The following is a 26,359-nucleotide window of genomic DNA, read 5'->3' on the forward strand; positions in this document are numbered from 1 at the left end:
AGGGCATTTTTCAGCCGGCTTCGTTCACCTTGCTGCTGGCTGCCGCGGCGAGCGGCCGGGCGTGCAGATGGTGCCAGGCGACGCCGTGCCGGCGCGCCATCCACCACCATTTGAGCGGCGCGACGAGGCGGAACAGCCAGGCCGGCAGCAGCGGCCGCGCCATGTCACGGCTGGCTTTTTGCGAAATGCCGCAGCCGCCGGCAAGATCGGCGGCGGCCAGGCGCAGGGCGCGGATCTGGGCGCGCGCGACGAAACGCGCCTGGTGTAGTGGCTGACCGTGGATGATTTCGCCGGCGCCCATCGCCAGACCGCCGGCCCAGACCAGTCCGTTGGCGTGCGCGAAAGCGCGCAGGATGCGCAGCGCACTGCGATTGTGATCGGCCTCGGGAAAGCCGCAATTGAGCAGTCCGACCACCTGGCGCAGCGGTGAAACATCGTGCGCGAGGTGCGCGCCGAGCTGCTCCAGCGCCCGTCCGACCAGGGCCGGCAAGGCGTCGACGTAGAGCGGCGCGGCGACGATCAGCAATTCGGCGCCGGCCAGTTCGGCGAGCGCGTTTTCGGCCATGTGGCCGTCCTTGACGAAGCTGATCGCGTAGACCAGTTTGCTGGCGATGCCGGCTCGTTCGAGGTCGGCGGCCAGCGCCCGGGCCAGCGATTCCGAGGTGCTGGTTCCTTTCGGGCGGGCGCTGCCGATCAGGATGGCGGCGCTGCGCGGTGGCGGGCTGTTTGCCGTCACCGGGTCGGGCGCGCAGGCGCGGGCGAGGGTGCGCCTGTCGAGTGCGGGCAGCGCTGCACCCTCCGTCGCGGTCAACCCGGCGCGGATGGCACTTTCTATCTGCGGCTGTGCCATCGCATCCTGCGGCGTCAACAGCAGGCTGCGGAACCACGGCGTCTGCAGGTTGATCGCGTTGCCGCCGGCCAGCTCGGCGAACAGGCTGCGCGTTTCGGCGTCCGGCTGCTCGGCGAGGCCGATGAACAGCATCGCCGGATAGCGTGCGTAGCGGCGTTGGTGCCGCGTCACGCCGGCCTGTTCGTGAAAGAAGGAATCAGTTAGCGGGATCAGGCGGTCGACCAGCTTTTTCAGGGTAAAAGCGTAGCCGCCGAAAACGACCGGCGTCAGGAAGACGACCAGGTCGGCGTCGTGGATGGCCTGCGTGATGTCTGGTGCGGCGTCGCGCGTGCGGCAGCGGCCGGGTGTTTTCGTCCAGCACTCGAAGTCGCCGAGGCAGGGGGCGAGGGCGATGTCGGCCAGCGCGTAGTGCGTGATGTCGGCGCCGAGCGCCCGGCCGGCCAGGGCGATGTGCTGGACGATGGCCGGCTGGTCGGCGCTGCCGTCGAGAATGACCACTTGCATGCTGTCTGCCTCCCGCTGTGCGCTGTTGCCGGGCAGGAGCCGGCGGGCGCGGAATTCGGAGAGTATCGGCGAGTCGACCGCCGGCGGTCAATGCTAAATGGATTTACTTGCCGCGCACCAGTTGCTGCCGGTAATGCAGCGGCGCCATGCCGGTCCATTCGACGCAGGCGCGGTAGAAGGCCGAGGTGTCGGCATAGCCGAGGTCGGCGGCGATGCGGGCGATCGCGTCGTCGCTCTTGGCCAGGCGGGCGAGCGCCATGTCGCGGCGCAGCGCATCCTTGATCGCGCGAAAGCTCGAACCCTCTTCTTCGAGACGGCGATGCACGCTGCGCGGCGACAGATAGAGACGCTCGGCGACGGCATCCAGGCTCAGCGTGTCGGGCAGCGCGGCGCGCAACAGGTCGCGGATGCGGGTGACCATTTCGCGGTCGCGCCGGTAGAGGGTCGTGATCTTGCCCGGCGCACCGTCGAGAAAGCGGTTGAGCGCTGCCTCGTCGCGGCGCACCGGCAGGTCGAGCAGGTTGGCATTGAAGGCGGCGACCAGCGTGCCGTTGCCGCCCGGCACGGTCGGCGCGAAGCGCGAATCGGCGGTGAAGATCAGCGCGTAGTCGGCAAAGTGGGCCGGCTTGCGGTAGGGAAAAATGACGCTGTCGAGGGCGATGCCGCGCCCGGCCAGCCAGCAGGCCAGCCCGTGCAGCAGGCGGAGCAGCCATTCGAAGGCGAAGATGCGGCCGGGGTCGTCCGGCTGCTCGGCGAGCTTGCGCGTTTCGCTGATCACCAGCTCGGCATGCTCGTGCGAACGCCGCACGCTGACCGCCAGATCGGGCAGCACGACGTGCAGGAAACGGCTTGCCCGCTGCAGTGCTTCGGCTAGCGTCGGTGCCGACAGGCAGCCGCGGCAGAGGAATTCGAAACTGCCGACGCGCATCGGCTGCGCGAACAGGCCGAAGCCTTCGTCATCGAGCTGGCGGTTGAGCAGATTGTAGAGCGCGGCGTAATCAGCGACCGGAATCCGGCTGGCGGGGTCTGCAAGATCGATGTTGCCGGCAGCCAGCAAGGGGCCTGGGTCGATGCTGCGCCGTGCCAGGCCGGCCAGCATCCCGGTAACAAAACCCATTGCAACAGTAGCTTGCGTACGACCCGGTGAATTTGGCATGGTGCATTGCAGCATTTTGGCTGCTGTTGGCGCGTGGACCGCTGCAGCTTATCACCTTGGCGGAATTTGCACGATAGTCGTCAGGCGCGGCAATGGCAGGGCCGGCAAAGCGGCCTACCATGGGCGCCTTACCGTATTTTGCCGAGGCAGATGTCATGACCGATCTTTCCGTTGCCAAGAAGCTGATGCCCTACAAGCCGAAAAACAAGGTGCGTTTCGTCACCGCCGCCTCGCTGTTCGACGGCCATGACGCCTCTATCAACATCATGCGCCGCATCCTGCAGTCGACCGGTTCGGAAGTGATCCACCTCGGCCACAACCGTTCGGTGCAGGAAATCGTCAATGCGGCGCTGCAGGAAGACGCGCAGGGCATCTGCATCACCAGTTACCAGGGCGGCCACGTCGAGTTCTTCAAGTACATGATCGACCTGCTCAAGGCCAATGGCGGCGAGCACATCAAGGTCTTCGGCGGTGGCGGCGGTGTCATCGTGCCGTCCGAAATCAAGGAACTGCACGCCTACGGCGTGACCCGCATCTACGCGCCGGAAGACGGCGTGCACATGGGCCTGCAGGGCATGATCAACGAAGTCGTCGAGAAATCCGACTTTGATGTCGCCGATGAAGGCGTGCCCGGCGTCGAGCAGGTTCTCGCCGGTCTGCAGGCCGGCGACAAGCGTCTGCTGGCGCGCGTCATCACCCTGCTTGAAAACGGCGAAGCGCCGGCCCTCAAGGAGCCGCTGCTCAAGGCCGCCGCCGCACTGAGCGTACCCGTGCTCGGCATCACCGGCACCGGCGGCGCCGGCAAGTCGTCGCTGACCGACGAGATCGTGCGCCGCTTCCGCCTCGATCAGGGCGATACCGTCAAGATCGGCATGGTTTCCATCGATCCGTCGCGCAAACGCACCGGCGGCGCGCTGCTTGGTGACCGCATCCGCATGAACGCCATCGAGCATCCGAACATCTTCATGCGTTCGCTGGCTACCCGCGATACCGGCAGCGAAATCTCGGTGGCGCTGCCCGAGGTCATCGCCGCCTGCAAGCTGGCCGGCTTCGACCTGGTCATTGTCGAGACTTCCGGCATCGGCCAGGGCAACGCGGCGATCGTGCCTTTCGTCGATCTGTCGCTGTACGTGATGACGCCGGAGTTCGGCGCCGCCTCGCAACTCGAGAAGATCGACATGCTCGACTTCGCCGATTTCGTCGCGATCAACAAGTTCGACCGCAAGGGCGCCGAGGATGCGCTGCGCGATGTGCGCAAGCAGTACCAGCGCAACCGCGAAGCCTTCACGACGCCGACCGACGACATGCCGGTGTTCGGCACGCAGGCCGCCCGCTTCAACGACGACGGCGTCACCGCGCTGTACCAGGCGCTGGTCCCGGCGCTCAGCGAAAAGGGCCTGAAACTGGCCCAGGGCAAGCTGCCGCTGGTTACCGTCAAACAGTCTTCCAGCCAGCGTGCCATCGTGCCGGCCCAGCGCGTGCGCTATCTGGCCGAAATCGCCGATGCTGTACGTGGCTACCATGCGCACACCGACGAGCAGGTCAAGATTGCCCGCGAGCGCCAGTCGCTGCGCATCTCGCAGGGCATTTTTGCCGCCTGCGACAAGTCGACCGCTGATTTCGCCGAGATGCTGTCCTTCAAGGACGGTCAACAGGATCCGAAGGCCAAAAAGCTGCTCGACATGTGGCCGGCCACCGTCGAAGCCTATGCTGGCGACGAATATGTCGTGAAAATCCGCGACAAGGAAATCCGTACCAAGCTGGTCTCGGAATCGCTGTCCGGCACCAAGATCAGGAAGGTCATCCTGCCCAAGTTCGGCGATGACGGCGAAACCCTGCGTTTCCTGATGCGCGAGAACGTGCCCGGCTCCTTCCCCTACACCGCCGGCGTCTTCGCCTTCAAGCGCGAGGGCGAAGATCCGACCCGGATGTTTGCCGGCGAAGGCGACGCCTTCCGCACCAACCGCCGCTTCAAGCGCGTCTCCGAAGGCATGCCGGCGCACCGCCTGTCGACGGCTTTCGACTCGGTGACGCTGTACGGCTGCGACCCGGACGAACGTCCGGACATCTACGGCAAGATCGGCAATTCCGGCGTTTCGATCGCGACACTCGACGACCTCAAGGTGCTCTACGACGGCTTCGACCTGCTGGCGCCCAGCACTTCGGTGTCGATGACCATCAACGGCCCGGCACCGATCATCCTGGCCTGCTTCTTCAACACCGCCATCGACCAGCAGATGGTCAAGTTCGAACAGCAGAACGGTCGCCAGCCGACCGAAGACGAAGCCGAGAAAATCCGCGAATGGACGCTGTCGACCGTGCGCGGCACGGTGCAGGCCGACATTCTCAAGGAAGACCAGGGCCAGAACACCTGCATCTTCAGCACCGAATTCGCGCTCAAGATGATGGGCGACATCCAGGAATTTTTCGTCCACAACCAGGTGCAGAACTTCTACTCGGTGTCGATCTCCGGCTATCACATCGCCGAAGCCGGCGCCAACCCGATCAGCCAGCTCGCCTTCACGCTGTCCAACGGCTTCACCTACGTGGAAAGCTATCTGGCCCGCGGCATGAAGATCGACGACTTCGCGCCCAACCTGTCCTTCTTCTTCTCTAACGGCATGGACCCGGAATACTCGGTGATCGGCCGCGTCGCCCGCCGCATCTGGGCCGTCGCCATGAAGAACAAGTATGGCGCCAATGAGCGCAGCCAGAAGCTGAAGTACCACATCCAGACTTCCGGCCGTTCGCTGCACGCGCAGGAAATGGACTTCAACGACATCCGCACGACGCTGCAGGCGCTGATCGCCATCTACGACAACTGCAACTCGCTGCACACCAACGCCTACGACGAAGCGATCACGACGCCGACCGAGGAAAGCGTGCGCCGCGCCATGGCCATCCAGCTCATCATCAACCGCGAATGGGGCGTCGCCAAGAACGAGAACCCGAACCAGGGCGCCTTCGTCATCGACGAACTGACCGACCTCGTGGAAGAAGCCGTGCTCAAGGAATTCGAAGCCATCGCCTCACGCGGCGGCGTGCTCGGCGCCATGGAAACCGGCTACCAGCGCGGCAAGATCCAGGAAGAGTCGATGTACTACGAGCACAAGAAGCACGACGGCTCCTACCCGATCATCGGCGTGAATACCTTCCTCAACCCGAAGGGCATGGCGCAGCAGGAAATCGAACTGGCGCGTTCGACGGAAGAGGAAAAGCAGTCGCAGATCAGCCGCCTGCGCGATTTCCAGGCGCGCAACGCGTCGACCGCGCCGGCCATGCTGGAAAAGCTCAAGCAGACCGTGATCGAGGACGGCAACGTCTTCGCCGTGCTGGTCGAGGCGGTTCGCCACTGCTCGCTGGGTCAGATCAGCTCGGCGCTGTACGAAGTGGGCGGCCAGTACCGGCGCAGCATGTAAGGACTTCTCAGGGGAGAACAGCAACCCCGCAAACCCGCAAGGGTGGAGGAGAAAAAACGACGGCGGGGCCAAGACCCCGCCGTTTTCATTGGCATGACAGACGCGGATGTTTTGGCGGAAAATTGGGTCAATGTCCTTTTTCGGAGCCTGCCATGAACATTGATGAACTTGCCCTCAGCCTGCAACGCAATCGCCTGACCCGGCGCCAGGTGCTCGGCCTGTTCGGTGCGGCGGCACTGTCCGGTTGCGCCAGTTCGCCGGTCGGCGGCGGCTCCATCCTGGTCGGCATGGACGAGGACGAGGAAAAGGCGGTCGACAAGAAGGTCGCGCCGCAGCAGTTCTCGCAGGATCTCGGGGCGGTGCAGGATGCCCAGATCAACGACTATCTGGTCAGCGTCGGCCGCCGGCTGGACGCCAACGTACATCGGCCGCAGATGCCTTATTCCTACCGCGTGCTCAATGCCAATTACGTCAATGCCTACACCTTTCCGGGCGGGGCGATGGGCGTGACGCGCGGCATCCTGGTCGAGCTCGACAATGAGGCCGAACTGGCCGGTCTGCTCGGGCATGAACTCGGCCACGTCAATGCGCGGCATGCGGCGCAGCGCCAGGGCAAGGCGATGGTGGCGCAGGTCGCGATGAGCGGTGCCAACCTGATCGGTACGGCAGCCGGCTATGGCGGCCTGGTCGATCTCGGCACGCAGCTCGGGGCCAGCGTGCTGCTCTCGAGCTATTCGCGCGACAACGAGCGCGAGGCCGACCAGCTCGGCCAGGACTACATGGTCCGCGCCGGTTATCCGGCGAGCGGCATGGTCGGTCTGCAGGAGTTGCTGGTCGAGCAGCAGAAAAGCTCGCCCGGCATGTTGCAGACGATGTTTTCGACGCACCCGATGAGCAGCGAGCGGCGCGACACCGCCCGCCAGCTGGCCGAGGAAAAATACGCCGCGAGCAACAAGCGCGATCCGGGGCGCGAGCGTTTCATGGACAGTACGGCCGCCCTGCGCCGCATCAAGCCATGCATCGATGCGTGCCAGAAGGGCGAAACGGCGATGGCCGGCAAGCAGTACGGCAAGGCCGAGGAACAGTTCCGCACGGCGCTGAAAGCGACGCCGCGCGACTATGCTGCCAACCTGCTGCTGGCGAAATCCTTGTCGATGCAGGACAAGGATGCGCAGGCGCTGGAGTATGCGCGCGCCGCAACCAAGATCTATCCGCAGGAAGCGCAGGCGCAGAAGCTGGTCGGCGTGCTGGCGCTGCAGCAGCGCGATCCGGCAAGCGCCTACGCGCATCTCGATCAATACGACCGTCTGCTGCCGGGTGACGTCGGCGTCACCTTCCTGAAAGGCGTGTCACAGGAAGGCATGGGCAATCGTCAGGAAGCGGCCCGTTTCTACGCGGCCTACCTGCGCCAGAACCGCCAGGGCAAGGCGGCCGAGTATTCGCAAAGCCGCCTGCAGAGCTGGGGTTATCTGAAGTAGCCGGCTCGCCAGGCCGGCTCGCTGTTCAGGGGCGGGCGCCGGCGCCCAGGCGATCGACCATCGCCTTCAGGGTCTGGATCTGCACGCCATTCTGGTTGGCGTAATCGGCGCCGCTGTAACCCCACCAGTCCCAGCAGCCATTCGGATTCTGCAGCGGGATCGAGACGGCCTGCGGGTAGAGGATGACCAGGTGATTGTTGTCGGCCCAGCGGTTGTAGCCGCTGTTTTTGACGAAGGTCGTGCCGTAATAGAGGCCGCCGCCGGCCGGCGCCTGCAATGGCAGGTAACTCTGACCCTGTTTGCAGCCGTGCAGGGCGATGTGCAGGCGGCAGGGTTCGCCCTTGGCGCAACTGTTCGGGACGTAGAGCCAGCCGCTGTTGTCCATGCCGCCATGCCAGGAGAACAGGCCTTGCTGTCCGGCCGGCAGGTAGCTGCGCTGGTCGAATTCGATGAGGCGCCCCTTGGCCTTCGTTGACGCCGCCTTGAGCGGACCGTAGATCCAGCTCAGGATGTTCCGGGCGCTGTCGTAGCGGCATTTGCCGATGTAGGGCTCATCCTGCCTGGCGCAGGCGATGCCGTAATCGGGCGTCGGCATGGTGTGGGCCGCATTGTCCAGCGTGACGCGTGACAGATTGGCGGCGGGCAGGCCGAGGGCTGTGTAATAGGCGGCGAGTTGGTCGGCGATGGCGAGCGGGACGAGGGTGTCCTTGCGGCCGGCCAGAATCAGCACCTTTTGACCGGTCAACCGTGCGGGCGGGTCGATTTTGTTCTGTTCGGCCAGCCGCCGCGTCGCTTCGACCAGTTCCGGGACCTGGGCGCTGTCGGCATCGACCTGGCAGCGCACGCTCGGCTCGCCGGTGCATGAACACTTGGCAACGGCGGTCAGCACGTTGTTCTGCGCACAGGCATAGGGACCGCCGGCGACGATGCCGGCACCCTTGACGGTCGACGCGTGCGCGACCTGGAATTGCACGGCCATGAAACCGCCCGAGGAAATGCCGGAAACCGAGGTCTGGCTGACGTCGATATTCAGGGCCGGCAATGGCGCTGCTGCCATGGTCAGGCTGGTACTGCCGGCCAGGATGAGGAGAAGGCCGCGGCGCAAGGGCGCGACCAGGGGAGTGAAGGCGAGATGACGCGACATGGGTTTCTCCTGTGCTCGTTACCGATACGCGGTCGCATCGGGGGCGGCTGCATGCAGCCTAATTGTCCGCTGTGTTCATGTCAAAGTCATTTCGGTGGCGGCGGCCAGTTCCGTGTCGAGCTGGTATTTGCAGTGCCGTTGCCAGGCATGGGGGACAAGCCGCACGCCAGATCTTCACAAGTCGTGATGGGGGCGGAAAAGGCGCCTACAATGGCGAAACTATTACTAAAGTATTAGCCAAGGATACCTTGCAACTGACCGCTGACGAGAAGACTGTACCGCGTATCCATCTGCTGGGGACTCTGCTGATCGTCCTCGTGCTGACGGTGGGTTTGAGTGCATTTTTTTCCTGGCAATACCTTGGTGAGCAGCGCGCCTCGCTGGGGCGCATCGAGCAGCGTGCGACGGCACAGGTGCACGGCCGCTTGACGGCGGAGATGGCGAGCGCCCAGAGCTTCATCGAGTTCACGCGTTTGCGGACTGAAGCGGTGTTGCGCAAGAGCATTACCGAGCAGGTCGACACGGCAATGCAGATGGTCGAGGCGATCTACGCCCGCGAATCGAAGACCCGCTCGCCGGCCGAGATCAAACGCCTGATCATAGAAGCGCTGCGTCCGGTGCGCTTCTATGACGGGCGTGGCTATTATTTCATCGACGACATGCAGGGCCAGTTCATCCTGCTGCCGACTGCGCCGCAGCTGGAGGGCAAGACCCTGCTCGACAATCGTGATGATACCGGGCACTACATCATGCGCGGCCTGATCGAGGCGGCCCAGAAGCCGCGCGGCGAAGGCTTCTCGCGCTACCGCTGGTATCGCCCCGATGATCCGAAGCAGATGGCGGAAAAGCTGGCCTATGTCCGTTATTTCGCACCTTACGGCTGGCTGATCGGCGCCGGTGATTACACCTATCAATGGGAACTGCTGCAGCAGAAGGAAGCGATTGCCCGGTTGCGTACTCTGCGCTTCGGCAGCAGTGGCTACATCGGAGTGCTCGACCGGGAGGGGCGCAGCCTGCTGTCGCCGGCAAACCCCGAACTGGAAGGCCTGAGTTACAAGGACATGCCGGCACCGCATGGCGCCAGCCTGGAAAAGCTGCACCAGTTGGCCCAGGCGGGCGGTGGTTTTGCCAATTACGAATGGCTGAATCCGGAAACCGGGGCTCTGGCACCCAAGACGGCGTTGGTGAAAAGCGTCGAGCCCTGGGGCTGGACGCTGGTTGCCACGACCTTTGATGACGAGTTGCAGGCCATCGTTGCCAGCGAAAAGAGCCGTTATGAAGAAGGTGGCAGCGAGCGTCTGTTGCGTTTCCTGCTGGTGACCCTGGGGGCGCTGCTGCTCGGGGTGATCGGTTCTTTCCTGTTCTCGCGCTGGTCGAACAAGCTGTTCCTCAGCTACCACCGGCAAAACCTGCTGCAGGCCGAGATCCTGCGGGAAAGCGAGTATCGCCAGGGCGTCATCCTCGACAGTGTCGAAGCCTATATCTACATCAAGGGCACCGACTATCGCTATCAGTACGCCAACGGCTCGGTGCGCCAGTTGTTCGGCAAGTCGATGGAGGAAATTGTCGGCCACGATGACTCGAGCTTTTTTGATGCAGCGACGGCCGCCAATATTCGAAGCAATGATCAGCGGGTGCTCGAAAATGGCGAGCGCGTTGTCGAGGAAGAGGTTAACACCACGGTCGACGGGGCAATCACCAGCGCCTTTCTCTCGATCAAGGTGCCGCTGCGTGAGCCGGATGGGCGTATCTATGCGTTGTGCGGCATTTCCACCGATATCACGCCTCGCAAGCAGGCCGAGGCCGAGCTTGAGCACTACCGCCATCATCTCGAAGCGCTGGTCCAGTCGCGCACGGCCGAACTTGCCCTGGCCCGGGATGCCGCCGAGGCCGCCAGCCGGGCGAAGAGTTCCTTCCTGGCCAACATGAGCCATGAAATCCGCACGCCGATGAATGCCATCATCGGCCTGACGCATCTGTTGCGCCGCGATGTTGCCGATCCGAAGGCGCAGGACCGGCTGGCCAAGGTCAGCGATTCGGCGCGGCATTTGCTCGATGTCATCAACGACATTCTCGACCTGTCGAAAATCGAGGCGGGCCGGCTGGCGCTGGAAGAGCGCGAGTTCTCGCCGGCCGAGGTGCTGGCGCAGACGCTGTCCATGCTCGATGAGCGGGCGGGCAGCAAGGGGCTGCGTCTGACTTCCTCGATCGCTCCCGACGTGCCGGCCTTGTTGCGCGGCGACTCGGTACGCATTGGCCAGGCGTTGCTCAATTTTGTCGGCAATGCGATCAAGTTTTCCGAGCATGGTGAAATTGCCCTGCGTGCGACGGTCGACCGGGATGAAGGCAGTCACGTCATGCTGCGTCTGGAGGTCCAGGATCAGGGCATCGGCATGAGCGAGGAGCAGCAGGCGCAGTTGTTCCAGGCCTTTACCCAGGCGGACGGTTCGATTACCCGGCGCTACGGCGGCACCGGCCTTGGTCTGGCGATCAACCGTCACCTGGCCCGGCTGATGGGGGGCGATGTCGGCGTGATCAGCAGCGAAGGCGGCGGCAGCCTGTTCTGGCTGACTGCCCGCCAGGAAAAATGTCTGTCGCAGCCGGCCAATCTGGATGGTGCTGCGGCGCAGGTGCCACTTGAGGATCAGATCACCCGGCGTCATGGTGGGCGTTGTGTCCTGCTCGTCGAGGATGAGCCGATCAATCAGGAAGTGGCTGAGGAATTGCTGCTCACTGCCGGCCTGCGCGTCGAACTGGCGGCCAATGGCGCGGAAGCCGTCGAGCGTGTGCGCAGCGAGGATTTTGCGCTGGTCCTGATGGATATCCAGATGCCGGTTCTGGGCGGTCTGGACGCCACCCGGCTGATTCGCCGGATGCCGGGCCGGGCGGCTTTGCCGATCCTGGCGATGACCGCCAATGCCTTTGCCGAAGACCGGCAGGCCTGTCTCGATGCCGGCATGAACGACCACATCGGCAAGCCGGTTGATCCGGATGTGCTTTACACCGCCTTGTTGAACTGGCTCGACAAGAACTGATTTTTGCCCTTTCGGGCCGGTCGACCGGTGGGAATCAATCGCCGAAGCTGCGCAGGCCTTCGAGGTCGAGCACGTTGATACCGCCGTATTCGCTGCGTACCAGACCGGCATCTTCCAGTACCTTGAGCGCCTGATTGGCGCGCTGGCGCGAGACGCCGGCCAGGTAGCCGAGTTCCTCCTGGGAAATCTGCAGCAGGCGGTTGGTACCCGGGTAGAGCACCGGGTTGAACAAGGCGGCCAAACCGCGCGCGATGCGTGCGTCGGTATCGAGCATGCGCTCGTTTTCGATCATGCCGATGAACTGGCCGAGGCGTTCGTTCAACTGGGCGATCATGTAGCGATTGAACGGAATGCTGTGATCGAGCAGCCACAGGAAAGTGCTGCGGCTCATGAAGGCAACACGGGTTTCGCGAATGGCCATGACGTCGTAGCGACGTGCTTCGCTCTTGAGCAGCGAACCTTCGCCGAACCAGCCGCCACTGCTGATGCCGGTCAGCGAAGTCGTCTTGCCGGTAGTCCAGTGGCTGGCCATCTTGCCCAGGCCGTCGACGATGCCCATCCAGTAATCGACCGGTTCGCCCTTCATGCAGATGAAGGCGCCCGGAGCGAAGGTACGTTCGAAGGTGCCGGCAAGTGCCTTGGCCATTTCTTCCGCACTCAGCGACGGCCCCCAGACGGAGGTGCGCAGCAGTTCCTCGGCATTTTTCAATTTATTTTCCGGATTGTCCGCAGGATGACAATTATACGTCGGGGGCTTGCATACACTGGCTCGCGACTATCGGAGCACTGACCGCCTTGTTGCAAGGTCTGCGTAAGGCAGCAGTAGCCCAATGAGTCAAACGAACGTTAGACCGCGAACAATGAGTCGCGGCGGAGGAGACAAGAAATGCCCAAGCAGGCGAATTTCGCCGCAGTGGACGGTTTGCATACCTTCCCGCGGCTGTTGTTTCATCATGCCCTGGTCCGTCCGCAGGCGCCGGCGATGCGCGAGAAATATCTCGGCATCTGGCAAACGTGGACCTGGCTCGACGTCGCCGAGCGCGTGCGTGCGCTGGCCTGCGGCCTGGCGGCGCTCGGCTTCAAGCGCGGCGACAACCTGGCGATCATCGGCGACAACCGGCCGCATCTCTACATGATGATGAGCGCTGCCCAGTGCCTGGGTGGCGTGCCGGTACCGCTCTACCAGGATGCAGTGGCCGGCGAGATGCTGTTCGTGCTGCAGGACGCCGGCATCCGCTTCGTCGTCGTCGAGGATCAGGAGCAGGTCGACAAGATGCTCGAAGTGCGCGACCAGGTGCCCGATCTCGCCCACATCATCTACGACGATCCGCGCGGCATGCGCCACTACAACCAGCCCTTCCTGCACGACATCCACGAACTCATGGAAATGGGCCGCGTGCATGATCGCAACCATGCCGACTTCCTCAATGCCGAAGTCGAGCAGGGCCATTACGACGACGTCTCGGTGATGCTCTACACCTCGGGCACGACCGGCAAGCCGAAGGGCGTCTGCCAGACGCACGCTGCCTTCATCGCCGCGGCGCAGGGCGGTGTCGAAGTAGACAAGCTGGGGCCGGATGGCGACATCCTCTCCTACCTGCCCATGGCCTGGGTCGGCGATCACCTGTTCTCCTACGCGCAGGCGATGGTTGCCGGCTTCACGATCAATTGTCCGGAGTCCGGTGACACCGTGATGTCCGACCTGCGCGAGATCGGCCCGACCTGCTATTTCGCCCCGCCGCGCGTCTTCGAAAGCCTGCTCACCTCGGTGATGATCCGCATGGAGGATGCCGGCAAGCTGAAACAGAAAATGTTCCACCACTTCATGGCGGTGGCCAAGCGCTGCGGTTCCGACATCCTCGACGGCAAGTCGGTCGGCCTCGGTGACCGGCTGCAGTACTGGCTGGGCAATCTGCTGGTTTACGGTCCGCTGCGCAACGTGCTCGGCATGAGCCGCATCCGTGTCGCCTATACGGCCGGCGCGGCGATCGGGCCGGAGCTGTTCCGTTTCTACCGTTCGATGGGCATCAACCTGAAGCAGTTCTACGGCCAGACCGAAACCTGTGCCTATGTCTGTCTGCAGCCGGACGGTCACATCAAGTTCGACTCGGTCGGTCAACCGGCGCCCGGCGTCGAAATCAAGATTGCCGACAATGGCGAGGTGCTGGTCAAGGGGCCGATGCTGTTGAAGGAATACTACAAGCGCCCGGATGCCACCGCCGAATCGATCAACGCCGACGGCTATTTCATGACCGGCGATGCCGGCTTCCTCGACGAGGATGGTCACCTGAAGATCATCGATCGCGCCAAGGACGTCGGCAAATTGTCGAATGGTGCGATGTTTGCGCCCAACTACATCGAGAACAAGCTGAAGTTCTTCCAGCACATCAAGGAAGTCGTCTGTTTCGGACACGATCGCGACATGGTGACGGCCTTCGTCAATATCGACGTCGGTGCGGTTGGCAACTGGGCCGAGCGGCGCGGCATTTCCTACGCCGGCTATGCCGATCTGGCCGGCAAGCCGGAAGTGCTCGAAATGATCCGCGAATGCGTCGAGCAGATCAACGCCGACCTGGTGCATGACAGCATGGTCGCCGATTCGCAGATCCACCGTTTCCTTGTGCTGCACAAGGAGCTCGATCCGGACGACGACGAACTGACGCGCACGCGCAAGGTGCGGCGCAATTTCGTTGCCGAAAAATACAAGGTGCTGATCGACGCCCTCTACACGGGCAAGAGCAACCAGTTCATCGAAACCGAGGTCAAGTTCGAGGACGGCCGGCGCGGCAAGATTTCCGCCGACCTGAAGATTCTCGATGCGAAGACCTTCCCGATTGTGCAAAAGGCGGCCTGACATGACAGCACGCAACAATTTCCAGGCTGGCGCCGTACAGCGGCAGAGCGAGGCCAGCCGGCGCGAGATCATTTTTTCGTTCGCCTCGGTCATCCTGGTTTCGGCGTTCATCTACGCGGTGACCTATTTCGTGGTGAGGTTGCCGGCATGAGCAAGAAAATTGGCGAGGTCATTCTCGACCTGCAGAACATTTCCCTGCGCTTCGGCGGCGTCAAGGCGCTGACCGACATTTCCTTCAACGTCCGCGAACACGAAATCCGCGCCATCATCGGTCCGAACGGTGCCGGCAAGAGCTCGATGCTCAATGTCATCAACGGCGTCTATCACCCACAGGAAGGCAAGATTTTCTGGCACGGCCAGGAGCGCAAGCGCATGGAGCCACACATGGCGGCGCAGCAGAACATCGCGCGTACCTTCCAGAACATCGCGTTGTTCAAGGGCATGACGGTGCTCGACAACATCATGACCGGGCGCATCACCAAGATGAAAGCCAACTTCATCGAGCATGCGCTGTGGTTTGGCCGGGCCAGGAACGAAGAGCTCGAACACCGCAAGAAGGTGGAAGAGGTCATCGATTTTCTCGAGATCCAGCACATCCGCAAGACGCCGGTCGGTCGACTGCCCTACGGCCTGCAAAAGCGCGTCGAGCTCGGTCGCGCGCTGGCTGCCGAGCCGTCGATGCTGCTCCTCGACGAGCCGATGGCCGGCATGAACGTCGAAGAGAAACAGGACATGTGCCGCTTCATCCTCGACGTCAATGACCAGTTCGGGACGACGATCGTGCTCATCGAGCACGACATGGGCGTCGTCATGGACATCTCCGACCGCGTCGTCGTGCTCGACTATGGCAAGAAGATCGGCGACGGCGTGCCGGATGAAGTCAAAAATAATGAAGATGTGATCAAGGCCTATCTGGGCGCTGGTCACTAGGAGGCGGGCGAAATGAATTTTTTCCTTGAAGTCTTGATCGGCGGTCTGCTCAGCGGTGTCATGTACGCCCTGGTCGCCCTCGGTTTCGTGATGATCTACAAGGCCTCGGGCGTCTTCAACTTTGCCCAGGGCGCGATGGTCTACATGGCGGCGCTGTCGGTCGTCGGCTGTATCGAAAAGGGCGCGCCGCTGTGGCTGGCGATCATTCTTGCCTTCGCGATCATGACCCTGTTCGGCATTGCCACCGAAAAGTTCGTGCTGCGCAAACTGGTCAACCAGCCGCCGATTTCGCTGTTCATGGCGACCATCGGTCTCGCCTTCTTCATCGAGGGCCTGGCGCCGATGATTTTCGGCAGCGATCCGCGCGCGCTGGAACTGGGCATCGTCGACGAACCGATTCCCTGGATTCTCGACAACTGGAACATGGTGATCTCCAAGTTCGACCTCGTGGCAGCCGGTGTGGCTGCGGTGCTGGTCGCGACGCTCGCCCTGTTCTTCCAGTACACCCGCATCGGCCGGGCGCTGCGCGCGGTGGCGGATGACCATCAGGCAGCGCTGTCGATCGGCATCCCGCTGCAGCACATCTGGGCCATCGTCTGGGGCGTGGCCGGTTTCGTCGCCCTGGTTGCCGGCATGATGTGGGGCGCCCGCAATGGCGTGCAGTTTGCGCTCACTTTCACTGCACTCAAGGCGCTGCCAGTGCTGATCCTTGGCGGTTTCACCTCGGTGCCGGGCGCCATCGTTGGCGGCCTGATCATCGGCGCCTCGGAAAAGCTGGCGGAAATCTACATTCCGCCGGTCATGCAGGATCTGTTCGGCGGCAATTTCGGCGGCATCGAAGGCTGGTTCCCGTATGTGCTGGCGCTGCTCTTCCTCCTCGTCAGGCCCGAGGGTCTGTTCGGTGAAAAACACATTGACCGGGTCTAACGGTCGACCGTCAGAAAAGAGGAAAAACCATGCTTTACCGTGAAGCCGGTCAGTTCAAGACCACCTACGCCGCCGACCAGCAGCTCTTTCCGATCCGCCAGGACCGGATCGGCGTGCTCGTGCTGCTTGCCGTCGCCTTTCTCGGGGTGCCGATGTTTGCCAGCGAATACTGGTTCTCGGCCATCCTGATTCCCTTCCTGATCTTTGCGCTCGCCGCGCTCGGGCTGAATATCCTGACCGGCTATGCCGGCCAGCTGTCGCTCGGCTCGGCCGCCTTCATGGCGGTCGGCGCCTACGCTGCCTACAACTTCCAGCTACGCGTCGAAGGGATTCCCATCCTGGTTTCCTTCGCTTTGGCGGGGTTGACCGCGGCCGGCGTCGGCATCCTGTTCGGCCTGCCGTCCCTGCGCATCAAGGGCTTCTACCTGGCGGTGGCGACGCTGGCGGCGCAGTTCTTCATCGTCTGGTGCCTGACCAAGTTCCCGTGGCTGTCGAACAACTCGTCGTCCGGCGTGATTTCGACACAGCAACTGATCATCTTCGGCCACGAACTGACCACGCCGGTCGAGAAATACCTGCTCGTGCTCTGCATCGTCGTCGTCCTGGCGCTGGCCGCCAAGAACCTGGTGCGCTCGACCACCGGCCGGGCCTGGATGGCGGTGCGCGACATGGACGTGGCAGCGTCGGTGATCGGTATCAAGCTGATGCCGACCAAGCTGCTCGCCTTTGCCATCAGTTCCTTCTACTGCGGCGTGGCCGGCGCGCTCTATGCCTTCTGCTACCTTGGTTCGGTCGAGCCGGACGGCTTCTCGCTCGACATGTCCTTCAAGATCCTGTTCATGATCATCATCGGCGGCGTCGGTTCGATCATGGGCAGTTTCCTCGGCGCCGCCTTCATCCTGCTGCTGCCGATCTTTCTCGACGTTGCCCTGCCGTTCTTTGCCGAACTGTTCGGCCTGCCGTTTTCCAGCGCTACCGTGTCGCACATCCAGATTCTGGTGTTCGGGGCGCTGATCATGTTTTTCCTGATCGTCGAGCCGCACGGGTTGGCCCGCTTGTGGCAGATCGCGAAGGAGAAGTTGCGCCTGTGGCCTTTCCCCCATTGAGGCGGGAAGGTCTGTAATTCAATAATTAGAGGAGACAAAACCATGATCAAAAGCTTCAAACCCGCCCTGAGTGTTGTTGCGCTTTCCCTGGCCATGCTCTCGCAAGGCGCAGCCGCTGCCGAAGAGCAGTTCTTCCCGATTCCCGGCTACCGCGTCGGTCCTTACGGTGCCAACGGCCAGTCCTTTTACGGTGGTTTCATCGACTACCTGAACTACGTCAATTTGAAGGAAAAGGGCGTCAACGGCGTCCAGCTGACCTACGAGGAATGCGAAACCGAGTACAACAACGCCAAGGGCGTCGAGTGCTATGAGCGCCTCAAGAGCAAGGCCGCCAAGTCGGCCGGGCCGATTCACACGATGTCCACCGGCATTTCCTACGCGCTGATCGACAAGTCGGCGCAGGACAAGCTACCGCTCGCCATGATGGGCTACGGTCGTACCGATGCCGTCGACGGCTCGGTCTTCCCCTATGCCTTCCCGCTGGTCACGACCTACCAGATGCAGGCCTCGGCCATCGTCAAGTTCGTCAAGGAAAAGATGGGCGGCGATCTCAAGGGCAAGAAGATCGTTTACCTCTATCACGACTCCGCCTACGGCAAGGAAGCCATCATTGCGATGGAAGCCGAAGCCGCGCTGAACAAGTTCCAGCTGGTGCAGATTCCGGTCGCCCACCCGGGCAACGAGCAGGGCGCACAGTGGTTGAAGATCCGCCAGGAAAAGCCGGATTTCGTCGTGTTCTGGGGCTGGGGCGTGATGAACCAGACGGCGTTGAAGGCCGCCCAGAAGGTGGCCTACCCGCGTGACAAGATGATCGGCTCGTGGTGGACCGGTTCCGAAGAAGACGTCGTGCCGGCCGGCGAGGCCGCCAAGGGCTACATGGCAGCGACCTGGAACGTCGCCGGCAAGCAGGTGCCGGTGATCAGTGACATCGAGAAGGTGGTCTATGGCGCCGGCAAGGGCAACCTGCAGGACAAGGCCAAGATCGGCACCATTCTCTACAACCGTGGCGTGTCGGCGGCGGTGCTGTCGGTCGAGGCGATCCGCAAGGGCCAGGAGAAATATGGCAAGGGCAAGGCGTTGACCGGTGAGCAGACGCGCTGGGCGCTGGAAAACCTCAACATCAACGACGCGCGCCTGAAAGCGCTGGGTGCCACCGACCTGCTGCCGGAAATCAAGACCTCCTGCGACAACCATGAAGGTTCGGGCAAGGTGAAGATCCAGCAGTGGGATGGCGCCAAGTGGGTGCCGATCTCCGGCTGGATCGAGGGCAACAAGGCACTGATCCACCCGCTGTTCCAGGCCTCTGCCAAGCAGTACGCCAAGGAAAAGGGCATCACGCCGCGCGATTGCTCCAAGGAGAAGTAAGGATCGAGGATTCAGGATCGAGGATCGAGCCAAAGCTTGCGCGCCGCTGGCGCGCGAACCATAGCTAACAGCTCTAGCCCCTCGATCCTCGATCCTGAACACCGGGACTGCCATGAACACACAAACCACTACCGCCGCCGATAACTACCTTGCCATCAACAACATCGAGGTCATCTACGACCACGTGATCCTGGTGCTCAAGGGCGTGTCGCTGAATGTCCCCAAGGGGAAAATCGTTGCCCTGCTCGGCGCCAATGGCGCCGGCAAGTCGACGACGCTGAAAGCCATCTCCAACCTGTTGCATGCCGAACGCGGCGATGTGACCAAGGGCTCGGTCGAATACAAGGGCGAACGCATCGACCAGCTGACCCCGAACGAACTGGTCAAGCGCGGCGTCATCCAGGTCATGGAAGGGCGGCACTGCTTCGGCCACCTCTCGATCGAGGAAAACCTGCTGACCGGTGCCTACACGCGCTCGATCTCGCGCGCCGAACTGAAGGACAGCCTGGAGAAGGTCTATCACTACTTCCCGCGCCTGAAGACGCGGCGCACCTCGCAGGCCGGTTACACCTCGGGCGGCGAACAGCAGATGTGCGCGATCGGCCGGGCGCTGATGGCCAAGCCGGAAATGATCCTGCTCGACGAACCGTCGATGGGCCTGGCGCCGCAGATCGTCGAAGAGATTTTCGAGATTGTGAAGGACCTGAATTCGCGCGAGAACGTCAGCTTCCTGCTCGCCGAGCAGAACACCATGGTGGCGCTGAAGTATGCGGATTTCGGCTACATCCTGGAAAACGGGCGGGTGGTGATGGAGGGCGATGCGGAAGACCTCCGGACCAATGAGGACGTTAAGGAGTTCTACTTGGGGCTCAGTTCGGCCGGGCGTAAATCCTTCAAGGACGTAAAGCACTATCGCCGCAGAAAACGCTGGCTGTCGTAATGGCAGTGCGCCGCTCATGGCGGCGTTGTCGGCCGGCTTGTTTGCAAGAGCAAACGGCGCCCGCCTCCGCCTTGCCCTGAGCAGCTATTTTGCCATTTCGGGCTGCGCCAAGGGGAAGTTCACACGGTCAACCGGGAAAAACGGGGAGATTTGAAAAATGAGTTACTACGATCCGCTGGAAACCCGCGATCCGGATGAGCGCGAGGCCGATCTGATGGACAAGCTGGCGCGCCAGGTGGCGCATGCCAAGGAAACGACGCATTATTATTTCCAGGCGTTGGCTGGGGTGAATCCCTATGAATGCACGACGCGCGAGGCGCTCGCCAGACTGCCGCTGACCCGCAAGCGCGACCTGATCGACTTGCAGAAGAAGACGCCGCCCTTCGGTGGCCTCAATTCGCTGCCGCGGCACAAGGCGAAGCGCGTCTTTGCTTCGCCCGGGCCGATCTACGAAATCCAGGGCAAGGACATCGATCCGTGGCGCATGGCACGTGTGCTGTACGCGGCCGGCTTTCGCGATGGCGACCTGATCCATAACTGCTTTTCCTATCACTTCACGCCGGGTGCCTTCATTTTCGAGGGCGGGGCGAGGAAGCTCGGTTGCGCTGTGTTTCCCGGTGGTACCGGCCAGACCGAGCAGCAGGTGCAGGCGATGCTCGACCTCAAGCCGGAAGGCTATGTCGGCACGCCGTCCTTTCTGCGCATCATCGTCGAGAAGGCTGAGGAGCTGGGCGCGGACATCAGCTTTCTGCGTAAAGCTTGTGTCTCCGGCGAAGCGCTGCCCGGGGTGACGCGCGACTGGTTGCGCCAGCGCGGCATCAGTGTGCGGCAGTGTTATGCGACGGCCGACATTGGCGCCATCGCCTACGAAACCGAAGCAGAAGAAGGGCTGGTGGTCGAGGACGAACTGCTCGTCGAGATCGTCCGGCCCGGCACCGGCGACCCGGTGGCACCGGGCGAGGTTGGTGAGGTCGTCGTGACCACCTTCAACCCCGACTATCCGCTGATCCGCTTCGCAACCGGCGATCTTTCCGCCATCCTGCCCGGTCGCTCGCCTTGCGGGCGCAGCAATATCCGCCTCAAGGGCTGGCTCGGCCGGGCCGACCAGACGACCAAGATCAAGGGCATGTTCGTGCATCCGGAGCAGGTAGCCGATCTCGCCAAACGGCATCCGGAAATCGGCCGCATGCGTCTTGTGGTGGACAATCCGGGCGGCCAGGATCGCATGGTGCTGCATTGCGAAACCGCGCTGGGCAATTCCGAACTGGACAAGGTGCTGGTCGCCAGCCTGCGCGAAGTCACCAAGTTGCGCGGCGAAGTGGCCTTTAGTGCGCCGGGGGGCTTGCCCAATGACGGCAAGGTGATTGAAGATAGCCGGGTCTATTGACCGGGCTTTCCCCATGAAATCATTCCTTGTTGTACTGGCCCTGCTGGCAACGCCGGCCCTGGCCGAAGAGACGGCGCTGCGGCCGTCGGCCCGCCTCCTGTTCAAGCAGCCCGAACTCCTGAAGGCTGGCAGTTGCGTCATCTACGAAGAGGGTGGCAGCGGCTGGGTGGTCACCGAGCCGCTCTATTACCTGAAGGGCAAGGTCATCGCGGCCGAGGTGCGCACCCGTCATCTCGGCGTCTGCCCCCAAGTGCCAGGCAAGACCATGAAGCAATACAGCCGTGAGGAATTCAACCGGCACGCGCTGGCCTATCCCTGCGTCTCGCCGAATGTGCCCGAACGCGACGAGCAGATCGGTGTCGTGCGTATCCGCGTTGACAGCTGGGAGACGCCGCATGCGGTCAAGATGGCCAATGCCGGTCGTCTCTATCGCGGCAGTTTCATCGATCGCAAGCTGGAGAAGGACATGGAAATCGAACTCGAAGCCGACCTCCTCGGCGTTTGCGAGCCGTGAGCCGGCCGGCACCGCTGGCCGGTATCCGCATACTCGATCTGACCCGGCTGCTGCCTGGGCCGGTGGCAACGCTGCATCTGGCCGATCTTGGCGCTGAGGTCATCAAGATTGAGGATCCGCAGCTCGGTGATTATGCTCGCACGCTGGGTACCGGGGCCGGCGAGGACAGCGCCTACTTCCGGATGATCAACCGCAACAAGCAGGGACTGGTGCTCGACCTCAAAAAGCCCGAAGGAGTAGGGATATTCCTCAAGCTGGCGGCAACGGCCGATGTCATTGTCGAGAGTTTCCGGCCCGGTGTGGTCGACAAACTGGGTATTGGCTATGCGACCGTCGCTGCCCTGAATCCGAAGATCACTTACTGCTCGATCAGTGGCTACGGTCAGGATGGCCCGTACAAGGATTTTGCCGGCCACGACATCAACTATCTCGGTTATGCCGGCGTACTTGATCAGATCGGTCGCGCCGGGGGCGATCCGGCCATCCCCAATTTTCAGATCGCTGACCTGCTCGGCGGTGCGCTGACCGGCGTGATGGGCATTCTCGCTGCGGTCGTCGATGCCCAGCGCACGGGGCTGGGCCGTTACGTCGATGTGGCGATGACCGATAGCGTGCTCGCCCACACCTATTTCACCATGCTGCGCCTGAACGATGCCGGGCAGTCGGCAGCACGCGGCTGCGATCTCCTTTCCGGTGGCCTGCCTTGTTACGCCACTTACCGCTGTGCTGACGGCAAGTACATGGCGGTGGGGGCGCTGGAAGGCAAGTTCTGGCAAAGCTGCTGTGCCGTGCTTGAGCGGCCGGAGTGGGTGGGGCGCCAGTGGGATGCGGCTTTGCGCGGCGAACTGGATGAGCTGTTCGCCAGCCGGAGTCGTGAAGAGTGGGCCAGTCGCTTCGCAACGGTCGACTGCTGCGTAACGCCGGTTTTGTCACCCGAAGAAGCGTTGAAAAACGAGCAGATTGCTGCGCGGGGCATGGTTGTACATGCCCACGGCCTGACCCAGTTTGCGCCGCCGCTAAAATTTTCAGAGCACGAGTTCGCGATTCGCCAGACGGCACCGAAGGCCGGCGAGCACAGCGCCAGCATTCTTGCCGCGGCCGGTTATTCTGCTGCCGAGATCGAGGCTTTGCGGGCGAGCGGTGCTCTCGGCTGAAGGCGCATGAACCGGGCGCTGCTTGCAGTTCTGCTTGGCTTGCTCAGCCTGCCAGTGTTCTGGTGGCTGCTTGGTGAGATGTTCGCACTTTGCGAGATGTGGCAGACGCAAACAACAACGCGCGCCGGACTGGCCGACGACTACGGCCTGGGTATCCTGCTGGTTTTTCTCGCCGGGCCACTCAGTGTCCTGGCCAGTGTCAGTCTGACTATCTGGCTGCTCTTTCGCTGGCAGGAAAAAGACCCGGCTTGTCAGTCGCCGGAGCGCTGAACAAGCTGCCGTTTTGTCCTGTTGGCTGGCGCTTGTCAGCCTGGTCTAGCAAAGCCCTTGCTTTAGACGCATCCTGGTTGAAAATACTTCCGCCTGCACCTAGATTGAAGTGAAGAAGGAGGTGTCTATGCGTTACGGTCTGGTGTTGTTGCTGGTTTGCTCAATGAGCGTTCATGCCGATGCCTACAAGTGCCAAGGGCCTGCCGGGCAGACGATTTTCTCGGATATACCTTGCGAGCGCATTGAAAAGGTGCGGCCAAGTGAGTCTGGCGCCGATCCGGCAGTTGCCAAAAGTGATCTTGATAGGCAGCGCGCCTACATCAATAGCCGCGAGGCCCAGAAGGCGACAACGCGGCAACAGACTTCCGGTGCTTCTTTCCTGCCCGACGAATCAAATCCGCCGTCGTCCTTCCCGCCGCCAAGACCTGTTTCTCCTTCGTCAACGATGACGCATTGATCTGCATGTGAATGATATTTCGTGGATGTTCAGCTCCTGCGGCCGAACAGTCCCTTGACCGCTTCCTGCAAATCAGCCGGCAGGACAACGACCTTGGCGTTGTCCTTTTCGCCCATGCGCTCCAGTGCCTGGATGTATTTTTCACCGAGCATGTAGGACATCGGGCCGGTCTGGTCGCCGATCGCGGCGGTGATGCGGCGGATTGCCTCGGCCGAGGCTTCGGCCAGCATGACCTGGGCGTTGGCGTCGCGCTTGGCGGATTCGAGGCGCGCTTCGGCTTCGAGAATGGCGGCCTGCTTGGCGCCTTCGGCGCGGATCACCACGGCCTTGCGTTCGCGCTCGGCGGCGGCCTGCATTTCCATGGCGCGCTGCATCGACTCCGAGGGCTTGATGTCCTGGATCTCGACGGATTTGACCGTCAAACCCCAGTCGACCGCTTCGTCGGCAATGCTTTCGCGTAGCCGGGCCTTGATCTTGTCGCGCGAGGAAAGTGCCTCGTCGAGCTCCATTTCGCCGACGATGGAGCGCAGCGTCGTCATGATCAGGTTGCGGATGGCTTCCGAGAAATCGGTAATGCCATAGACCGCCTTGACCGGGTCGGTCACCTTGATGAAGGCGATGGCATTGGTCAGGATCACCGCGTTGTCGCGGGTGATCACTTCCTGTTCCTGGACGTCGAGGATGATGTCCTTGGTGACCAACTGGTAGGCCACCTTGTCGAGATAGGGAATGACGATGTTGAGGCCCGGTTTGAGCGTGCCGTGGTATTTCCCCAGGCGTTCGACGATCCACTCCTCGCCCTGCGGCACGATGCGCACGCCCTTGGCGATGGTGACGGCAACAAAAGCGAGGAGGGCGAGAACGACGACAAAACCGGCACTGAATTCCATTTTTCCGACTCCTTAAGCCTTGCTGACCTTGAGAAAACTGCCTTCGACGGCAATGACACGCACCCGTTCACCCGCCGCGATGGCGGTATCTGCGATGCAAACCCATTCTTCGGAACCGAGCAGGGGGCGCTGGAAACGCACCTTGCCGCGCGCAAAGGGGGCGACCGCACCGACCAGCAGGCCGACTTCGCCAATCACTTCGCCATCGGCCGTGCCGATGCGGGTCTTCTGAAAAGTCTGCTTGAACACCTTGAACCACAGCACGACCAGGGCCAGCGAGGCGAGCGTCCAGGTGGCGACCTGGGCGGTTGCCGAGAGCTCGGGGAAAAGCAGCATGAGCAGCCCGACGAGTAGCGCACCGAGGCCGAACCAGATAACGAAAAAGGCAGGTATCGCGAGTTCGGCGATGATCAGCGTGATGCCGCCAACAATCCACATCCACCATTCGAAAGTCATTTTTTTCTCCTGTGGCGGCGAGTATTTCGGGTTTGCCAGGGCAGGTCAAGCGGCAAAGTGTTTTGGCGCGGGGAGGGGCAAGCCATAAAATGACCGCATGAACACTGCCCTGCTCCTGCTTCCCGACTTTTCGCTGATCCTGCTTGGCGCTGCCATCCGGCGCTGGATGCATCTCGGTGACCATTTCTGGAACGGGGTCGAAAAGCTGGTTTATTTCATCCTGTTTCCGGCTCTGCTGATCAACGCCATCATCAAGACCCGGCTCGATCTCGGCGCGGCGCTGCCTCTGCTGGCCACGGCTTTCATCGCGATGGCCGCGGCGATGCTGCTCGGCCTGTTGCCAAAACTGTTCTCGCGTCTGCCGCCGCTGACCTTTGCCTCGCTCTTCCAGTGCGGCTACCGCTTCAATTCCTACATCGCGCTGGCCGTCGCCGGCATGTTGTTCGGCTCGCCGGGCATCGCCACGATGGGGCTGATCGTCGGTACCGCCGTGCCGGTGGTCAATCTGGTTTCGGTGTGGATGCTGGCCCGCCATGGCGAATCCGGCCTGTGGCGGGAGGTGGCGCGCAATCCGCTGATCTGGGGAACCTTCGCCGGCTTCCTGCTCAATCTCGCCGGCTTCGTGCCGCCGGCACCGGTGCAGGCCTTCCTGGGTCGTCTGGCCGATGCCTCGATCGCGCTCGGCCTGATTGCCGTCGGTGCGGCGCTGCGCCTGGAGAGTTCCCCCGGCGTGCGCGGTCTTTCCTTGTGGCTGCTCGCCGTCAAGCTGCTCGCCCTGCCGCTGATTGCCGTCCTGGTCGGGCGGCAGTTCGGTTTGTCCGGGCTCAATTACCAGGTGGTGGTGTTGTTTGCCGCCTTGCCGACCGCTTCGTCGGCCTACATTCTGGCGATGCGCATGGGCGGGGACGGCAAGAGCGTTGCCTGGCTGATTTCGGCGACGACGCTCGGCTCCATGCTGACGCTGCCCCTGTGGGCAGCGTATTTGCTCGGCTGATCAGTCCTTCTTGCTGCGCCGGCTGGCCGGCTTTTCGGCCGGCTTGGCTTCGGCGGTGGCCTGGGCGGCGGCATCGGCCGTTTGCTGCAGTTGCTCGCGCATCTGCTGCATCATCTGCCAGGGCCACATCGCGGCTTCGGAAAAGCCGCCCTGGGCCGGGTCGACCGCTGGCGCTTCTTCCTGTGCGCCAGCACTCATCGACTTGGCAGCTTCGCTGGCCATCTGCCCCATGGCTTGTACGGTCGACACCGTGGTGCGCTGCATTTCCAGGCTCTGGATGGTCATTTGCAGCATCGACAGGTTCATGCGCAGCCAGCCTTCAACGGCCTTCATGTCCTTGATCCGCTTGTCGAGTTCGTCGACGTCGAAAGTCGGTGCCACCATGCCGGGCAGGGAAAAGCCCATGTTGCCCCACATGTTGCGCATGAAGCCGAGCGGGTCGTTGTTTTGATCGTTTGCCATGTCTCTCTCCTCGGGGTCGATTTCATCATCTTAAACCACTTCGTCATGCAAAATGCTAAATTAGCGC

Annotated in this window: 23 protein-coding genes; 16 read left to right on the forward strand and 7 right to left on the reverse strand. The window is 62.5% G+C overall.

Going from position 1 to position 26,359, the window contains the following annotated elements:
* Positions 1-10 precede the first annotated feature (10 nt).
* Both KIG99_RS11175 and KIG99_RS11180 read right to left on the reverse strand, forming a co-directional pair.
* Entirely contained in the window at positions 11-1,354 is a 1,344-nt protein-coding gene (locus tag KIG99_RS11175) for an NAD(P)H-dependent oxidoreductase (protein WP_226460238.1), read from the reverse strand.
* 103 nt (positions 1,355-1,457) lie between these two features.
* Positions 1,458-2,471: an AraC family transcriptional regulator gene (locus tag KIG99_RS11180; RefSeq protein WP_226460239.1), complete on the reverse strand. Its 1,014-nt coding sequence runs from the start codon at positions 2,469-2,471 to the stop codon at positions 1,458-1,460.
* A 194-nt stretch (positions 2,472-2,665) separates the two neighbouring features.
* On the opposite strand from KIG99_RS11180, the gene icmF reads away from it, so the two are divergent.
* Positions 2,666-5,929 (forward strand): fused isobutyryl-CoA mutase/GTPase IcmF, encoded by a 3,264-nt coding sequence (gene icmF, locus KIG99_RS11185; RefSeq protein WP_226460240.1) that lies wholly within the window; start codon positions 2,666-2,668, stop codon positions 5,927-5,929.
* A 152-nt stretch (positions 5,930-6,081) separates the two neighbouring features.
* Entirely contained in the window at positions 6,082-7,407 is a 1,326-nt protein-coding gene (locus KIG99_RS11190; RefSeq protein ID WP_226460241.1) for a M48 family metalloprotease, read from the forward strand.
* A 25-nt stretch (positions 7,408-7,432) separates the two neighbouring features.
* On the opposite strand, the gene KIG99_RS11195 is transcribed toward KIG99_RS11190, so the two are convergent.
* A complete protein-coding gene (locus tag KIG99_RS11195) occupies positions 7,433-8,551 on the reverse strand; it encodes an extracellular catalytic domain type 2 short-chain-length polyhydroxyalkanoate depolymerase (protein WP_226460242.1) in 1,119 nt (372 codons plus the stop codon).
* 248 nt (positions 8,552-8,799) lie between these two features.
* Between KIG99_RS11195 and KIG99_RS11200 the strand changes: the two genes are divergently transcribed.
* Positions 8,800-11,586: a cache domain-containing protein gene (locus tag KIG99_RS11200; protein WP_226460243.1), complete on the forward strand. Its 2,787-nt coding sequence runs from the start codon at positions 8,800-8,802 to the stop codon at positions 11,584-11,586.
* Between the two features lie 34 nt (positions 11,587-11,620).
* On the opposite strand, the gene KIG99_RS11205 is transcribed toward KIG99_RS11200, so the two are convergent.
* Positions 11,621-12,295, reverse strand: a complete 675-nt coding sequence (locus KIG99_RS11205; protein ID WP_226460244.1) for a Crp/Fnr family transcriptional regulator — start codon at positions 12,293-12,295, stop codon at positions 11,621-11,623.
* A 177-nt stretch (positions 12,296-12,472) separates the two neighbouring features.
* Here KIG99_RS11205 and KIG99_RS11210 point away from each other — a divergent pair, with 177 nt between their 5' ends.
* The 12 genes from KIG99_RS11210 to KIG99_RS11265 all read left to right on the forward strand — a co-directional run bounded on the left by KIG99_RS11210 (position 12,473) and on the right by KIG99_RS11265 (position 23,490).
* Positions 12,473-14,440 carry an AMP-dependent synthetase/ligase gene (locus KIG99_RS11210; RefSeq protein WP_226460245.1) on the forward strand — a complete coding sequence of 656 codons (1,968 nt, stop codon included), beginning with the start codon at positions 12,473-12,475 and terminating at the stop codon, positions 14,438-14,440.
* 1 nt (position 14,441) lies between these two features.
* The gene (locus KIG99_RS11215) at positions 14,442-14,591 is read left to right on the forward strand and encodes a hypothetical protein (RefSeq protein ID WP_226460246.1); all 150 of its coding nucleotides are present in this window, start codon (positions 14,442-14,444) and stop codon (positions 14,589-14,591) included.
* Entirely contained in the window at positions 14,588-15,370 is a 783-nt protein-coding gene (locus tag KIG99_RS11220; RefSeq protein WP_226460247.1) for an ABC transporter ATP-binding protein, read from the forward strand. Before KIG99_RS11215 ends, KIG99_RS11220 begins: the two co-directional genes overlap by 4 nt.
* Before the next feature lie 12 nt (positions 15,371-15,382).
* Positions 15,383-16,297, forward strand: coding sequence for a branched-chain amino acid ABC transporter permease (locus KIG99_RS11225; RefSeq protein WP_226442027.1), 915 nt, complete (start codon positions 15,383-15,385; stop codon positions 16,295-16,297).
* 29 nt (positions 16,298-16,326) lie between these two features.
* Positions 16,327-17,403, forward strand: coding sequence for a branched-chain amino acid ABC transporter permease (locus KIG99_RS11230; RefSeq protein ID WP_226460248.1), 1,077 nt, complete (start codon positions 16,327-16,329; stop codon positions 17,401-17,403).
* Between the two features lie 42 nt (positions 17,404-17,445).
* Positions 17,446-18,768, forward strand: a complete 1,323-nt coding sequence (locus KIG99_RS11235) for an ABC transporter substrate-binding protein (RefSeq protein WP_226460249.1) — start codon at positions 17,446-17,448, stop codon at positions 18,766-18,768.
* Between the two features lie 112 nt (positions 18,769-18,880).
* Positions 18,881-19,708, forward strand: a complete 828-nt coding sequence (locus KIG99_RS11240) for an ABC transporter ATP-binding protein (RefSeq protein ID WP_226442030.1) — start codon at positions 18,881-18,883, stop codon at positions 19,706-19,708.
* 157 nt (positions 19,709-19,865) lie between these two features.
* Positions 19,866-21,095 (forward strand): phenylacetate--CoA ligase family protein, encoded by a 1,230-nt coding sequence (locus KIG99_RS11245; RefSeq protein WP_226460250.1) that lies wholly within the window; start codon positions 19,866-19,868, stop codon positions 21,093-21,095.
* Between the two features lie 13 nt (positions 21,096-21,108).
* On the forward strand, positions 21,109-21,609 hold the full coding sequence (locus KIG99_RS11250; protein ID WP_226460251.1) for a hypothetical protein: 501 nt from the start codon (positions 21,109-21,111) through the stop codon (positions 21,607-21,609).
* Positions 21,606-22,763, forward strand: coding sequence for a CaiB/BaiF CoA transferase family protein (locus KIG99_RS11255; protein WP_319002374.1), 1,158 nt, complete (start codon positions 21,606-21,608; stop codon positions 22,761-22,763). Before KIG99_RS11250 ends, KIG99_RS11255 begins: the two co-directional genes overlap by 4 nt.
* Before the next feature lie 6 nt (positions 22,764-22,769).
* On the forward strand, positions 22,770-23,033 hold the full coding sequence (locus KIG99_RS11260; RefSeq protein WP_226460253.1) for a hypothetical protein: 264 nt from the start codon (positions 22,770-22,772) through the stop codon (positions 23,031-23,033).
* A gap of 127 nt (positions 23,034-23,160) precedes the next feature.
* The gene (locus KIG99_RS11265) at positions 23,161-23,490 is read left to right on the forward strand and encodes a DUF4124 domain-containing protein (RefSeq protein WP_226460254.1); all 330 of its coding nucleotides are present in this window, start codon (positions 23,161-23,163) and stop codon (positions 23,488-23,490) included.
* A gap of 29 nt (positions 23,491-23,519) precedes the next feature.
* Here the strand turns inward: KIG99_RS11265 and KIG99_RS11270 are convergent, their stop codons facing one another.
* Positions 23,520-24,380, reverse strand: coding sequence for an SPFH domain-containing protein (locus tag KIG99_RS11270; protein ID WP_226460255.1), 861 nt, complete (start codon positions 24,378-24,380; stop codon positions 23,520-23,522).
* 12 nt (positions 24,381-24,392) lie between these two features.
* The gene (locus KIG99_RS11275) at positions 24,393-24,836 is read right to left on the reverse strand and encodes an NfeD family protein (RefSeq protein WP_226460256.1); all 444 of its coding nucleotides are present in this window, start codon (positions 24,834-24,836) and stop codon (positions 24,393-24,395) included.
* A 97-nt stretch (positions 24,837-24,933) separates the two neighbouring features.
* Here KIG99_RS11275 and KIG99_RS11280 point away from each other — a divergent pair, with 97 nt between their 5' ends.
* Positions 24,934-25,830: an AEC family transporter gene (locus KIG99_RS11280; RefSeq protein WP_226460257.1), complete on the forward strand. Its 897-nt coding sequence runs from the start codon at positions 24,934-24,936 to the stop codon at positions 25,828-25,830.
* Here the strand turns inward: KIG99_RS11280 and KIG99_RS11285 are convergent, their stop codons facing one another.
* Complete coding sequence (locus tag KIG99_RS11285; RefSeq protein ID WP_226460258.1) at positions 25,831-26,292, reverse strand: PhaM family polyhydroxyalkanoate granule multifunctional regulatory protein; 462 nt, start codon at positions 26,290-26,292, stop codon at positions 25,831-25,833.
* Positions 26,293-26,359: the final 67 nt, after the last annotated feature.

The organism is Quatrionicoccus australiensis, from assembly GCF_020510425.1.
GTDB classification, from domain to species: Bacteria; Pseudomonadota; Gammaproteobacteria; order Burkholderiales; family Rhodocyclaceae; genus Azonexus; species Azonexus australiensis_A.

What these genes read in the sequence shown, in the direction of transcription:
- KIG99_RS11275 (WP_226460256.1), bottom strand. Translation starts at nt 24,836, where the DNA reads ATGACTTTCGAATGGTGGATGTGGATTGTTGGCGGCATCACGCTGATC.
- KIG99_RS11210 (WP_226460245.1), top strand. Translation starts at nt 12,473, where the DNA reads ATGCCCAAGCAGGCGAATTTCGCCGCAGTGGACGGTTTGCATACCTTC.
- KIG99_RS11285 (WP_226460258.1), bottom strand. Translation starts at nt 26,292, where the DNA reads ATGGCAAACGATCAAAACAACGACCCGCTCGGCTTCATGCGCAACATG.
- KIG99_RS11265 (WP_226460254.1), top strand. Translation starts at nt 23,161, where the DNA reads ATGCGTTACGGTCTGGTGTTGTTGCTGGTTTGCTCAATGAGCGTTCAT.
- KIG99_RS11280 (WP_226460257.1), top strand. Translation starts at nt 24,934, where the DNA reads ATGAACACTGCCCTGCTCCTGCTTCCCGACTTTTCGCTGATCCTGCTT.
- KIG99_RS11240 (WP_226442030.1), top strand. Translation starts at nt 18,881, where the DNA reads ATGAACACACAAACCACTACCGCCGCCGATAACTACCTTGCCATCAAC.
- KIG99_RS11195 (WP_226460242.1), bottom strand. Translation starts at nt 8,551, where the DNA reads ATGTCGCGTCATCTCGCCTTCACTCCCCTGGTCGCGCCCTTGCGCCGC.
- KIG99_RS11250 (WP_226460251.1), top strand. Translation starts at nt 21,109, where the DNA reads ATGAAATCATTCCTTGTTGTACTGGCCCTGCTGGCAACGCCGGCCCTG.
- KIG99_RS11190 (WP_226460241.1), top strand. Translation starts at nt 6,082, where the DNA reads ATGAACATTGATGAACTTGCCCTCAGCCTGCAACGCAATCGCCTGACC.
- KIG99_RS11235 (WP_226460249.1), top strand. Translation starts at nt 17,446, where the DNA reads ATGATCAAAAGCTTCAAACCCGCCCTGAGTGTTGTTGCGCTTTCCCTG.
- KIG99_RS11260 (WP_226460253.1), top strand. Translation starts at nt 22,770, where the DNA reads ATGAACCGGGCGCTGCTTGCAGTTCTGCTTGGCTTGCTCAGCCTGCCA.
- KIG99_RS11245 (WP_226460250.1), top strand. Translation starts at nt 19,866, where the DNA reads ATGAGTTACTACGATCCGCTGGAAACCCGCGATCCGGATGAGCGCGAG.
- KIG99_RS11175 (WP_226460238.1), bottom strand. Translation starts at nt 1,354, where the DNA reads ATGCAAGTGGTCATTCTCGACGGCAGCGCCGACCAGCCGGCCATCGTC.
- KIG99_RS11180 (WP_226460239.1), bottom strand. Translation starts at nt 2,471, where the DNA reads ATGGGTTTTGTTACCGGGATGCTGGCCGGCCTGGCACGGCGCAGCATC.
- KIG99_RS11225 (WP_226442027.1), top strand. Translation starts at nt 15,383, where the DNA reads ATGAATTTTTTCCTTGAAGTCTTGATCGGCGGTCTGCTCAGCGGTGTC.
- KIG99_RS11215 (WP_226460246.1), top strand. Translation starts at nt 14,442, where the DNA reads ATGACAGCACGCAACAATTTCCAGGCTGGCGCCGTACAGCGGCAGAGC.
- KIG99_RS11220 (WP_226460247.1), top strand. Translation starts at nt 14,588, where the DNA reads ATGAGCAAGAAAATTGGCGAGGTCATTCTCGACCTGCAGAACATTTCC.
- icmF (WP_226460240.1), top strand. Translation starts at nt 2,666, where the DNA reads ATGACCGATCTTTCCGTTGCCAAGAAGCTGATGCCCTACAAGCCGAAA.
- KIG99_RS11230 (WP_226460248.1), top strand. Translation starts at nt 16,327, where the DNA reads ATGCTTTACCGTGAAGCCGGTCAGTTCAAGACCACCTACGCCGCCGAC.
- KIG99_RS11270 (WP_226460255.1), bottom strand. Translation starts at nt 24,380, where the DNA reads ATGGAATTCAGTGCCGGTTTTGTCGTCGTTCTCGCCCTCCTCGCTTTT.